A 12,622-nucleotide genomic window follows, 5' to 3' on the forward strand; every position below is an offset into this window, starting at 1 on the left:
GTCGATTTAGTCGGGATCTGCTGAGTCAATGGTGAGCCGCTGGCCGTAAGGCCTCGGGCAGCGTCGCAGTGCCCGGCCGCTTACGCGTCGCGGCTCACAAGAACGACAGCCCGCTCGCGCCGTTCCGCTAACACCTTGCGTGCCGAGCGGATGACTGACGGCATGGTCACGCCGCCACGGCACCTTCGTGCAGCATCCGTTGCAAGCGGTCCAGCGCCGCGAACATCTCATTCCATTGGCGGACGACTTCCATCGTGGAAAGCACCGGTGCGTCCTCGCGGTCGAAACCGAATTCACTGACGCGGACGATCTCATCCATCACGCGAATCCCGCCACTGGCCGCCGACTCCGTTTTTGATTCAGCCGATTTGCCGTCGGTGTCGTCGACCGGCAGGACCTGCTGCATAGCTTGATGGACCGCCCACAGTGCCGCCTTGCGAGACGATTCGGCTTGGACGGTGGTGCGAAGTGTTCCTGATTGGACGAAGTACTTGGTCATGGCGGTGTCTCCCGTTGGGCGGTGATGGAAATCGGCCGAGGAATCGGTCTTCCTCGGCTAAACATCTCATCGCCGACCGGGTGACACCTTCGGTCCGAGGGCCCAGGGGCCGTCTTTTTTGAACGTTCGCACAGTTCGGTCGGCTGTGTGCGGAAAGGCACGCTTGGCGGCGAGGCTGGTTCCGCGGGGGCACAGGTAACGCTGTGAAGCATTCTTTCCCTGTGTTTGTTTAGGTTTTAGCGGCAGCGCGCGAGCCCTCCGGTTCTTCCTCATGGCCAAAACACCGGAGGGCTCGCGCCCTACCGCTAAAAAATGCTGCACAGCGTCGGGGCACAGGGTGTCTGGCTGGGATTCCGGGGCCAAAGCGGTCGGAGCTGCTTCAATGGCGGCGCCGCTGCCGCCGTCGTGTGGCGGGCCGGGCACGTTTTGGAGAGTGTGGTGACGATCAACCGTTTCAGCTCAACGGGTGCATGATTGCGACGATGCGGGATGCGTCGAAACGCTTCGTCGATTGGGGGCACGGAATTTGCGGTGCAAGCAGCGCGGTCGATTTCAACACAGCCAGGCCAGGATTCCCAAATCGTTTGTCACAATGTTTCCCATCAAAGAATCTCGCTTTCTCTCTGGCGATGTCAAGTTGTTCCGCGTCGAAGCACCTCGGATTGCCCGCAAGCGGCAGGCGGGGCAGTTTGTGATCGTCCGGATCCACGAGCACGGTGAGCGAATCCCGTTGACGATTGCCGACTCGGACGTCGAGCAGGGGACGATCACGATCATCGTTCAGGGGGTCGGCAAGACGACGCGACTGCTCAATCAGCTCGAAGCCGGTGATTCGATCTTGGACGTCGTCGGCCCCTTGGGCGAGCCGTCGGAGATCAAGAAGTTCGGCACGGTCGTCGTCATCGGGGGGGGCGTGGGGACAGCCATCGCCTACCCAACCGCGGTCGCGATGAAACAGGCCGGCAACCACGTGATCACGATCGTCGGTGCCCGCAATCAGTCGTTGTTGATTTTGGAAGATGAGGTTCGCGCGACCAGCGACGAACTTTATTTGATGACCGACGACGGCAGCTACGGTGAACACGGCTTCGTCACGCAGAAGTTGCAAGCGTTGATCGATCAGGGGCGAACGATCGATCACGTGTTGGCGATCGGTCCGATCCCGATGATGCGGGCGGTCGCCGAGGTCACTCGCCCGCATCAGATTCCGACCATCGTCAGTTTGAACCCGATCATGGTCGATGGCACCGGCATGTGCGGCGGCTGTCGGGTGTATGTCGGCAAGGAATGCAAATTCGCCTGTGTCGATGGGCCGGAGTTTGACGCGCATCAAGTCGATTTCACTAATCTGATCCAGCGGAACAAGATGTACCGCGATCGCGAACAGGAATCGTTGGAAGCATTCGAGGCCGATCCGACGCACGACCTGGAGGAAGCTCACCATTGCCACATGGAGCAGAAGTTTCCGGAAGTCGGTCCACGGACGGTTTGAAAGTCAAAGGTCACACGTCAGACGTCATCTACGCACCATACAGATTCTGATCAATGGTTGATAAACTTCCTCCCAAGCAACGCACCAAAATTCCTCGCCAGGTCATGCCCGAACAGGAGGCTTGCCAGCGGGCGCATAACTTTGACGAAGTCAACTTGGGCTTGACCGAAGCGATCGCCCAGCGCGAGTCCCAACGTTGTTTGACCTGTGCCGATCCGAAGTGCACGCACGGCTGTCCGGTGGGCGTGCAGATCCGTGAAGTCGTCGATTTGGTGCGCGAGGGTGAGTACCTGTCCGCAGCCGCCAAGCTGCGTGAAGACAACGTGTTGCCGGCGGTCACGGGGCGTGTTTGTCCCCAGGAGAACCAATGCGAAGGCGCGTGCGTGTTGGCCAGGCGATTTAATTCGTTGGCGATCGGGCACATCGAGCGATTTGTGGCCGATTACGAACGCCAGACGGGTCAAGTGGGGCTTCCCGAGCGGGCACCGCTGACGGGCAAGAAAGTTGCGATCGTCGGCAGCGGGCCGGCGGGATTGAGCTGCGCCGGCGACCTGTCGCTGAAAGGCCATGAGGTGACCGTGTTCGAGGCCCTTCACGAAATCGGCGGCGTGTTGATCTATGGCATCCCCGAGTTTCGGTTGCCCAAGGAAATCGTTCGGCAAGAAGTCGAGAACATGCGGGCGATGGGCATCGACTTCCAAACCAACGTCGTCATTGGCAAGACGGTCACCATCGACGAGCTGTTCAATGAGGAAGGCTACGATGCGGTGTTCATCGCCACCGGGGCGGGGCTGCCGAAGTTCATGAACATACCCGGTGAGCAGTTGGCCGGCGTCTACTCGGCAAACGAGTTTTTGACGCGAGTGAACCTGATGAAGGCCTACGATCCTGATCAATACGATTCACCGATTTATGATTGTCGTGGCCGCAACGTGGCGATCGTCGGCGGCGGAAACACGGCGATGGATTCGGTTCGGTCCGCGTTGCGACTGGGCGCAAAGAACGCCTACATCATCTATCGCCGCGGCGAGGAGGAGATGCCGGCCCGCGGCGAAGAGGTGCACCATGCCAAGGACGAAGGCGTGCAGTTCATGAACCTGCACAACCCGCTGGAGTTCGTCGGTAACGAGGAAGGCAATTTAACCGGAGTCAAGTTGGTCAAGATGGAACTCGGCGAGGCAGACGAATCAGGGCGTCGGCGTCCGGTCCCGATTGAAGGCTCTGAATTTGTGATGCCGATCGACATGGCAGTCGTCGCCATTGGCACCGGCGCCAATCCGTTGGTGCAGTCGACCACACCGGACATGGCGACCAACAAATGGGGCTACATCGTTGCCGATGAAGAGACGTTGCGGACCAACAAACGCGGCGTGTTCGCCGGCGGCGATATCGTCAGCGGTGCCGCCACGGTCATCTTGGCCATGGGCGCCGGTCGGGTGGCGGCGCGGTCGATGCACGAGTACCTGGAAACGGGACAGTGGTAGTCGTTTCGGTACGTCTGTAGATTGTCGAGAGGGGAACGGGTAAGATAAGGGTGGGCGTCACTTCACTGAGAACCGTCCAGCGGATTGGATGCAGGCACCGTCGGTCTTGTTGTCGTTCCACTTTGGTTGCCGAGTGCAATTACCAGACATGGACTATCTATTTGTCTTTCTGTTCGTCGTGCTGGGGATCGCGATGGTACTTGGCGGTATCTTTGCGTCCTACTTGTTGGCGCCGCGGAACCCGACGAAGATCAAGCAGTCACCGTATGAATGTGGCGAGGAAACGATCGGATCCTCGTCGATCAATTTCAACGTTGCCTACTATTTGTTTGCGATCTTGTTCTTGGTGTTCGATGTTGAAGCGGCGTTTTTGTTTCCTTGGGCCGTCGTGCTTCGCGAACTCGGATTGATCGGGCTGATCGAGGTCGTGATGTTTGTCCTTGTTCTGGTCGTCGGCCTGGCGTATGCCTGGAAAAAAGGGGTTCTGGAATGGGAATCGTAACGGACAAGCTTCCCGGTGCACTGGAAAAGGTGCCCGGCGGCAATGTCTTGGTGACCCGGTTTGACGAGATCATCAACTGGGCCCGTGCCAGCAGCCTCTGGCCGTTGACGTTCGGCACGAGTTGCTGCGCGATCGAGATGTTGATGGCCACGGGAGGACCGCGACACGATTTGGCTCGATTCGGTGCCGAGGTCGCGCGGCCGTCTCCGCGGCAAGCCGATTTATTGATTCTGGCCGGTACGATCGTGAAACGGATGGCTCCGCGGTTGCGGACGTTGTACGAGCAGATGGCGGAGCCGAGGTACGTGATCGCGACGGGCGCCTGCACGATTTCCGGCGGCCCGTTCATCTATCATTCCTACACGACCGTGCGGGGGGCCGACGAGATCATTCCCGTCGACGTTTACGTTCCCGGTTGTCCCCCGCGTCCCGAGCAGTTGTTCCACGGCTTGTTGACGTTGCAGAAAATGATCAAGGAAGGCGAGACGATTCGCGAGCCCGGGGTACGCCGCAAACCCGTCATCAGCGCGCTGCCCGAAGGGATCACGTTGGAAGATATTCAGGGGGAGATGAAGGAGTTGCTCGTCAAGGAGAACGTGGTCGACGTCCAGCATGCCGTCGACAAACTCAAATGGCCGAGCGGATTGAACGAAAGCAGCTCCGGAGACAGCGGGGCGAACGAACGCGGGGCGGGTGATGGAGCGTGAAGCCCTGCAAGCGGCCGTTTGTGAACTCGACTCGACCGTCAGTCCCTTGGACGCGAACGCCGACCGTGCGGCGGTTATCGTCGAGGCGAGTGCCTTGCCGGCGATCGTTCGCCGTCTCCGCGACCAGCCTCAGTTTGCGTTCGCCCAATTGCTTGATCACGTGGCGGTCGATTGGATCGACCGCGGACAGTTCGAGCTAATCTATCAGCTCTACTCCTTCAAGCACAAACACTTTCTTTCCGTCAGCGTGTTTGTCCCGCGGGAGGACCCTCGCGTGCCGACGCTCTGTCGTGTGCACCCGGTGGCGGAGTGGCAGGAACGGGAAGTCTACGACCTGTTCGGCGTGTTGTACGACGATCATCCAGATCTCAGAAGACTGTTCCTGGAAGACGATTGGGTCGGATTTCCCTTGCGCAAGGACTACCAAGACGACTTTATGCTCGACAGGCCAAGATGACCGTAGAAGTTTCGTCACTGAAGGAACTCGTGGAGCAGGCCAGCGGCGACGACCGTTCGCCGGACACCCAAGAGTATTTCGTCAACATGGGACCCCAGCACCCGTCGACCCACGGCGTGTTGCGGCTGGTGTTGAAGTTGGACGGCGAAAGGGTGCTTCGGTGTATCCCCGTGCTCGGTTACATCCACCGCAGCATCGAGAAGATCTCCGAGCACATGAACTACATGAATTGTGTCCATCTGACCGACCGGATGGATTACCTGTCGTCGATCATGAACAACTGGGCGGTGTCCAAGGCGGTTGAAGAAGCGGCGGGGATCGAGGTCAATTCACGGATTCAAACCATCCGCACGATCTTCGCCGAACTGGAACGGATTCAGAGCCATCAGTTGTGGTGGGGCGTGTTGGGGATGGATTTGGGGGCGTTCACGCCATTCCTGTACGGGATCCGTGATCGCGAGGTCCTCAACGATGTGATGGAAGAGACGGTCGGTGCCCGGCTGACGATGAACTATGTGTTGCCCGGCGGTTTGATGGCAGACATTCACCCGAATTTTGTCCATCGGGTCAAAGAGTTCATCAAGTACTTCCGCCCCAAGTTGGACGAATACGATGACCTGTTGACCAACAACGTCATCATCCAAGAACGGCTTCGCAACGTCGGCATACTGTCGCCGCAAACGGCGGTCCAATACGGGGCCACCGGGCCGGTTCTGCGCGGGTCGGGCGTCGCATTCGACTTGCGGAAAGATCACCCTTACGGCGTCTACGATCAGGCGGACTTTGAGGTGCCCGTCGGCACGATCGGTGACAGTTGGGACCGCTACTGGGTGCGGGTGGAGGAGATGCGGCAGTCGATGAACATCGTCGAGCAGCTGCTCGATAACATTCCGCCGGGCGATTTTCTGGTCAAGAAACTGAATTCCAAGATCAAGATTCCGGAAGGACGCTACTATAGCCAGTTGGAAACGGCACGCGGGATCTTGGGCGTGTTCATCGTGTCAGACAAGAAGGACGAGCCGTATCGGATGCACTATCGCTCTCCGAACTTCAATAACTTGTGGTGTCTCGAGCCGATGATCAAGGGCGACTACATCGCCTCATTGATCGGGGCGATGTCCTCTCTGGATCTGGTCATCCCAGACATCGATCGATAAGGAGAATCCCATCGTCGTGGCAGATGCTTTGTTGAATCAACTTTCACTGACGCTGTCAGTTCACACGAGCGATGTGTTTGTCGCGCCGGCGATGTCGTTGGCCGACCGTGCCAGTCGGGCGCTGGAGTCGGGCGTCTGGGGGGCGGTGCTGTACATCGTGATCGGGTTGGTCGCCGTGCTCACCGCGGTTTCCGTGCTGGGTTTGGTGATGAGTTACATCGAGCGCAAGGTAGCTGGGCACTTTCAATGTCGATTGGGACCGATGCGGGTCGGTCCGCACGGCGTGCTACAGTCGCTGGCCGATGGCATCAAGCTGTTGTTCAAGGAGGGGATCGAACCCGGCCACGGCGACAAGGTGATCTTCATTGGTGCACCGATCTTCAGCATCACGGCGACGATTTTATTGTTGGCGATCGTCCCGCTGGCGCCGGGCATTCAGGTCGTCGACATGAATGTGGGGGTGGTTTACATCGCGGCGGTCAGCGGTTTGGGCGTGATGGGCATTCTGATGGGTGGTTGGAGCAGCAACAACAAGTGGTCGCTGTTGGGGGCGATGCGAGCCGGCGCGCAGATGATTTCCTACGAGGTCTCGCTGACCATCGCGCTGTTGGTGGTCGTTCTGTTTTCGGGCACCTTGAAGGTTTCCGAAATCATTGAAAGTCAACAACAAGGATGGTGGATTTGGAGGGGGCATGGCGTCGCGATCGTCGCGTTTTGCCTGTACGTGATCGCGTCCACCGCGGAGCTGAATCGGACGCCCTTCGATTTGCCCGAGGGCGAGAGCGAATTGACCGGCGGCTACCACACCGAATACAGCGGATTGCGATTTTCGTTTTTCTTTCTCGCCGAATTCGCCAACCTGTTCGTGTTCTCGGCGCTGGCGGTGACCTTTTTCTTCGGCGGTTGGTTGCCGTTCCATGTCGGAAACTACGAAGGTTTCAATAGCGTGATGGACCTGCTGCCTCCGGTGATCTCGCCGATGTTTTGGTTCGGAAGCAAATGTGCGACGCTGATTTTTATTTTGATGTGGTTCCGCTGGACCTTTCCACGGCTTCGGATGGATCAATTGATGCGACTGGAGTGGAAGGTGCTTTTGCCGATCGGGTTTGCCAATCTCATTTTGGCGGCAACGGTTGTGCTGACCGGATTGTATTTTTTCCCTTCCGCGACATGAATGACGGCTAGCCATGACGACGACCACACCGGTCCCGACGGAAACCGAATGCCCTCCGATCGATTTCGGCGAACTGAAATCAGAGTGTGTCGCACCGCGCCCGTCGATCATGGGGCAGAAACGCGGCCTGCGTTCGATTCTGTGGTTGTCGTTCAAGGGCATCGTGCGGGGCTTGCTGACGACGCTCAGTTACTTCCGGCGTCCGTCAACGGTGGTGACGCAACAGTACCCCGAGAATCGCGAGACGCTGGAGATGTTCGAGCGGTATCGTGGTCGACTGTCGTTGATCCACAACGAGGAAGGCGAGCACGGTTGCACCGCCTGCCAGATCTGTGAACGCCTGTGCCCGAACGCATCGATTATCATCACCAAGGACAAAAAGAACGAGGCGACCGGTAAACCGGCGCTGGATCAATTCATCTGGCGCCAGGACACGTGCACGTTCTGTAATATTTGTGTTCTCGTTTGTCCGTTCGACACGCTGGAAATGACCGGTGATTTTGAGTCGTCGGTGTACGACCGGCGTCTGCTGGTGTTCAACTTGAACGAATACGCCGGTCCGACCGCCGGTCAGCTCGACAAGCTCGAGGATGACGAACTGGCCAAGGCGCAAATGAAGCCGATGAAAAAGTATCAGGGCCCGGTTCCGATGTGCGGCGGCGAAATGGACGGAATTCCCAAGTTGGACGTAGAGAAACCGACCGATGTATGACGGGACAGTCGCGACCCTTTTCTTCTACTTCTTTGCGGTCGCATCGATTGCCTTGGCGCTCGGTGTCGTGCTCGGGCGGCGTCTGCTGCGATCGGCGGTTTGCCTGATCGGTGTGCTGGGATCGAGCGCCGGGCTGACCCTGGTGCTGGGATTCGAGTTTATCGCCGGGATTCAAGTGTTGGTCTTCATCGGCGGCATCGTCGTGCTGCTGCTGTTCGCGATCATGATGACCAGCGAAGGGCATACGTTCGAACAACGACCGAGCGCCGCCCGCCGCGTGATGGGAGGTGTGGTGGCGACGGCGTTTTTTGTGGTCACGCTGTCGGTCTATGTGCACACGGACTTTCCGCCCGCGACCGCGGAAGACTTGGCCGTGTCTCATGAAGATGTTCACGCCATCGGTCGCAAGTTGTTGAGCAATGAACGCGACGGATACATCGTGCCGTTCGAAGTGATCTCGTTGTTGCTTTTGGCCGCACTGATCGGTGGCATCGTGATCGCTCGCAAACATGATCCAGAAGATACCTAACAACGATTGCCGCTCAAAACACTCCGCCGTCGGGCTTTCCACATGTTTCCAACTCCTACGATCACGCATTGGCTGACGCTTTCGGCGCTGCTGTTTTCGATCGGCCTGTACGGCATCTTCACACGCCGTAATGCCGTCGGTGTTTTGTTGTCGATCGAAATGACGCTGAATTCGGCGATCCTCAACATCCTGATTTTCAATCGTTTTGTCGCGTCGGACGATGTCGATGGTCAGGTGCTGGTGTTGTTCATCGTTGCCGCTGCGGCGGCCGAGGCGGTGGTCGCGTTGGCGATCTTCGTGTCGTTTTACCGACACCGGCATACGTTGGATGTGACGCAGGCCAACCACATTTGCGATCAGGGGAACAGCGCGTCGTGACCGGATTCCTATTCGAAAATGCCTGGATGATTCCGGCCTTGCCGTTGATCTCCATCCTGTTGATCGGTTTGTTCGCGACCGGCTCAAATGCTCGTTTCGCCGGAATCATCGGATCGGTTGCGATCGGAACGGCGTTCCTACTGACGTGCGGATTGGGGCTCGCGTACCTGAGTTCGGCCGAAGCGGGGGCGTCAGCGGTGACGTGGAGCATCGAATGGCTACGGTATCAGGATCATTTGGTCGTTTCACTCGGGACGCTGATCGATCCGATCTCGCTGTTGTTGCTGTTCGTGGTGACGAGCGTCAGCCTGCTGGTTCACGTTTATTCGATCGGCTACATGGCGGGCGATGAAGGGTATTCACGGTACTTCGTGTTCCTGAGTTTGTTCACGTTCAGCATGTTGGGTTTGGTGCTGGCGCCGAACCTGTTGCAGATGTACGTGTTTTGGGAGCTGGTCGGAGTGAGTTCCTTCCTGCTGATCGGGTTTTATTACACGTTGCCCGAAGCGATCGCGGCGTCGAAGAAGGCGTTCATCGTCACCCGGTTTGCCGATCTGTTCTTCCTGGCGGGGATTTTGGTACTCGGTTTTTTCGTCCACCAGTGGATCGTCGATGCGGAATGGGGCGGCGTCACCGCCGCGGCGGTCCAATCGGCGTCCGCGGTGCAGGCGTTGGATTTCGCCACGATCAATTCGGAGCCGGTGTTGGCGCATCTGAAAGATCAGCCCGGGGTTTTGGGGCTCGATCTGCTGACCGTTGCGATGTTGTTGGTGTTCATCGGTGCGGCGGGAAAAAGCGCGATGTTTCCGCTGCATGTTTGGTTGCCCGATGCGATGGCCGGGCCGACGCCCGTTTCGGCACTGATTCATGCGGCGACGATGGTCGTCGCCGGCGTTTATTTGGTGGCCAGGCTGTTTCCTGGTTTCGCGGCGTCGGGAGATGCGCTCGACGTCGTCGCCGCCGTCGGTTGCATCACTTGCCTGTTTTCCGCTTTGATCGCGTGCACCCAGACTGACATCAAACGGGTGCTTGCATTCTCAACCCTCAGCCAGATCGGATACATGATGCTGGCATTAGGCGTCGCGTCGGCAGAACACCCAGCCGGGCTGGGCGCCGCGATGTTTCATTTGTTCACACACGCGTTCTTCAAGGCGCTGCTGTTCTTGGGGGCCGGTTCGGTGATCCATGCCGTTCACAGCAATGACGTGGCGGAGATGGGAGGGCTGCGAAAGAAGATGCCGTTGACCCATGCGACGTTCTTGATCGCCACGATCGCGATTGCCGGTGTGCCGCCGTTGGCCGGTTTCTTTTCGAAGGATGAGATTTTGGGTGCCGCGTTGGATGGGGAGCACCATCTGATATTCGGAGTGGGGCTGTTCGTGGCTGCGTTGACTGCCTTTTACATGTTTCGTGTTTACATTTTGACGTTCCTTGGGGGACACAAATCCGACGGCGCGGCGAAGGCTCACGAGTCCCCGCCGATCATGACGATCCCGCTGGTGGTGCTCGGGGTGATGTCCGTTTGCGGCGGCTGGATTGCCGTCTCGCAGTTCGTTTTGCCCGGTGTGGAACTCCACGCTCATCTGTTGGTGATGGGGTTGTCGGTGGCGGCCGCGGTGGTCGGGATCGGGTCCGCATTTTGGCTCTACGGTGGGCAGGCGAATCGGGCGCAGACGATGGCTGAATCGATGGGCGGCATTTATCGTCTGGTTCAGAACAAGTTCTACATCGATGAAGTCTATCTGTTCGTGACGAAGATGATTTTTCGATTCATTGCGGCGCCGGCGGCTTGGTTCGATCGCCATGTGGTCGATGCGGTGATGAATTTATCGGCGACGGTGGTGCGTTGGGTCGGAGCTCGGTTGAACGTTCTGCAGACCGGGCAGGTTCAGACATACGGGATTTGGATGATCAACGGGACGATTTTGGTCCTGCTGTTTTTGTGGCTCGTTCAACGGTAGCTCTGTTGAGCAAGGAAAAAGGCTCGGATGAGTTGGTTAAGTCTGCTGATCTTGATTCCGTTTGCGACGGCGTTGGCCGTTGTTGCGACCCCCGATTCCAAATGGTACGTGCGGCGTTGGGTTGCGTTGTTTGGAACGGGAGTGGTCCTTGCGCTGTCGTTGGTGATGAGCGTGTCCTACATGCAGGCGGTGCTGCAGCGCGGCGGCGATGCGTCGATGTTGACGATTTCGCAGATGGAATTCGAGCAATCGGTTCCCTGGTTCAAGAGCATGGGGATCGAGTACCACGTCGGCGTGGACGGGATCGCGATGGCGATGATCGTACTGACGGCGATCATCATTTTCACGGGTGTGCTGGCGAGCTGGGAGGTCAAAGAACGGTCGCGTGAGTTCTACGCGTTTCTATTGGTGTTGGTCACGGGCGTCTTTGGCGTGTTCATCAGCGTCGATCTGTTCCTGTTCTTTCTGTTCTACGAAGTCGCCGTGTTGCCGATGTATCTGTTGATCGGCGTGTGGGGGACCGGGCGGAAAGAGTATTCTGCGATGAAGTTGACGTTGATGCTGATGGTGGGCTCGGCGTTGGTCTTGGTTGGAATGCTTGCGCTGTACCACGCGGCCGGATCGCAGACGTTTGACTTGAACAAGTTGGCGATGGTTGATTATTCGCGTGACTTGCAGCAGTGGGTGTTTCCGTGCGTGTTTGTCGGCTTCGGTGTGCTGGGCGCGCTGTTTCCGTTTCACACCTGGTCGCCGGATGGTCACGCATCGGCGCCGACGGCGGTGTCGATGTTACATGCCGGGGTGCTGATGAAATTGGGCGGTTACGGCGTGTTGAGAGTTGCCGTGTACCTGATGCCCGAGGGGGCGAAACAGTGGGCGCTTTTCTTTCTGGTGCTGACGACGATCAATATCGTGTACGGGGCGTACGCGGCGATTCGGCAAACCGATTTGAAGTATTTCACAGCCTATTCGTCGGTCAGTCACTGTGGCTTCGTCCTGTTCGGACTTTGTTCGCTGAATTTGATGGGATTCAAAGGTGCCGTGATTCAGATGTTTAGTCACGGGATCATGACGGGGTTGTTCTTCGGTCTGATCGGAATGGTCTATGGTCGCTCCAAGACGCGTGACCTGACGAAGATGGGGGGGCTTTCCAAACGGATCCCCTGGTTGGCGACCAGTTTTTACATCGCCGGGTTGGCGTCGCTGGGGCTGCCGGGGTTGTCCGGTTTCGTCGCCGAGTCGACCGTTTTTCTAGGCGGCTTTTTTGGCAACCCTTGGGTCGATTCGACAACGATGCGAATCTGTACGCTGCTCGCGACCTCCTCGATTGTCGTCACGGCCGTTTACGTGTTGCGTGGCCTGAGCCGTGTGTTTCAAGGGCCGATGACCAAGTCAGAGTTCAGCCAGATGCAGGATGCGACAATCCCCGAAAAATTGTGCACCGGAATCCTGGTCGCAACGTTAGCAGTCGTTGGGATGTACCCGCCCGTGCTGATCGATCTGATTGAGCATGCGATCGTTCCGATCGCGAATCGTTTTTAGGACCTCCGGCGACACCACCCCTATTGAT

The 12,622-nt window shown here is 58.0% G+C and carries 13 protein-coding genes; 12 read left to right on the forward strand and 1 reads right to left on the reverse strand.

Annotation, left to right across the window (positions count from 1 at the left end; all coding sequences use genetic code 11):
* Window positions 1-166: 166 nt before the first annotated feature.
* Complete coding sequence (locus tag NZK35_RS26020) at window positions 167-499, reverse strand: hypothetical protein (RefSeq protein ID WP_259635443.1); 333 nt, start codon at window positions 497-499, stop codon at window positions 167-169.
* A gap of 592 nt (window positions 500-1,091) precedes the next feature.
* On the opposite strand from NZK35_RS26020, the gene NZK35_RS26025 reads away from it, so the two are divergent.
* The 12 genes from NZK35_RS26025 (at window position 1,092) to NZK35_RS26080 (ending at window position 12,594) form a co-directional block, all read left to right on the forward strand.
* Entirely contained in the window at window positions 1,092-1,991 is a 900-nt protein-coding gene (locus tag NZK35_RS26025; RefSeq protein ID WP_259635444.1) for a sulfide/dihydroorotate dehydrogenase-like FAD/NAD-binding protein, read from the forward strand.
* A gap of 53 nt (window positions 1,992-2,044) precedes the next feature.
* On the forward strand, window positions 2,045-3,475 hold the full coding sequence (gene gltA / locus NZK35_RS26030; protein WP_259635445.1) for an NADPH-dependent glutamate synthase: 1,431 nt from the start codon (window positions 2,045-2,047) through the stop codon (window positions 3,473-3,475).
* A gap of 148 nt (window positions 3,476-3,623) precedes the next feature.
* Window positions 3,624-3,977 (forward strand): NADH-quinone oxidoreductase subunit A, encoded by a 354-nt coding sequence (locus NZK35_RS26035; RefSeq protein WP_259635446.1) that lies wholly within the window; start codon window positions 3,624-3,626, stop codon window positions 3,975-3,977.
* Window positions 3,965-4,684, forward strand: coding sequence for an NADH-quinone oxidoreductase subunit B (gene nuoB, locus NZK35_RS26040; RefSeq protein WP_259635447.1), 720 nt, complete (start codon window positions 3,965-3,967; stop codon window positions 4,682-4,684). The genes NZK35_RS26035 and nuoB overlap by 13 nt, the downstream gene beginning before the upstream one ends.
* Entirely contained in the window at window positions 4,674-5,141 is a 468-nt protein-coding gene (locus tag NZK35_RS26045; RefSeq protein ID WP_259635448.1) for an NADH-quinone oxidoreductase subunit C, read from the forward strand. Before nuoB ends, NZK35_RS26045 begins: the two co-directional genes overlap by 11 nt.
* Window positions 5,138-6,298 carry an NADH-quinone oxidoreductase subunit D gene (locus tag NZK35_RS26050; protein ID WP_259635449.1) on the forward strand — a complete coding sequence of 387 codons (1,161 nt, stop codon included), beginning with the start codon at window positions 5,138-5,140 and terminating at the stop codon, window positions 6,296-6,298. Before NZK35_RS26045 ends, NZK35_RS26050 begins: the two co-directional genes overlap by 4 nt.
* A 16-nt stretch (window positions 6,299-6,314) precedes the next feature.
* Window positions 6,315-7,472: an NADH-quinone oxidoreductase subunit NuoH gene (nuoH, locus tag NZK35_RS26055; RefSeq protein ID WP_259635450.1), complete on the forward strand. Its 1,158-nt coding sequence runs from the start codon at window positions 6,315-6,317 to the stop codon at window positions 7,470-7,472.
* A 13-nt stretch (window positions 7,473-7,485) separates the two neighbouring features.
* The gene (locus NZK35_RS26060) at window positions 7,486-8,184 is read left to right on the forward strand and encodes a 4Fe-4S binding protein (protein WP_259635451.1); all 699 of its coding nucleotides are present in this window, start codon (window positions 7,486-7,488) and stop codon (window positions 8,182-8,184) included.
* Window positions 8,177-8,713: an NADH-quinone oxidoreductase subunit J family protein gene (locus tag NZK35_RS26065; protein ID WP_259635452.1), complete on the forward strand. Its 537-nt coding sequence runs from the start codon at window positions 8,177-8,179 to the stop codon at window positions 8,711-8,713. Before NZK35_RS26060 ends, NZK35_RS26065 begins: the two co-directional genes overlap by 8 nt.
* Before the next feature lie 42 nt (window positions 8,714-8,755).
* On the forward strand, window positions 8,756-9,091 hold the full coding sequence (nuoK, locus tag NZK35_RS26070; protein WP_259635453.1) for an NADH-quinone oxidoreductase subunit NuoK: 336 nt from the start codon (window positions 8,756-8,758) through the stop codon (window positions 9,089-9,091).
* Complete coding sequence (nuoL, locus tag NZK35_RS26075) at window positions 9,088-11,052, forward strand: NADH-quinone oxidoreductase subunit L (protein ID WP_259635454.1); 1,965 nt, start codon at window positions 9,088-9,090, stop codon at window positions 11,050-11,052. Before nuoK ends, nuoL begins: the two co-directional genes overlap by 4 nt.
* A 27-nt stretch (window positions 11,053-11,079) precedes the next feature.
* Complete coding sequence (locus NZK35_RS26080) at window positions 11,080-12,594, forward strand: complex I subunit 4 family protein (protein WP_259635455.1); 1,515 nt, start codon at window positions 11,080-11,082, stop codon at window positions 12,592-12,594.
* Window positions 12,595-12,622 lie beyond the last annotated feature (28 nt).

It is taken from the genome of Stieleria sedimenti (assembly GCF_025060895.1).
GTDB lineage: Bacteria > Planctomycetota > Planctomycetia > Pirellulales > Pirellulaceae > Stieleria > Stieleria sedimenti.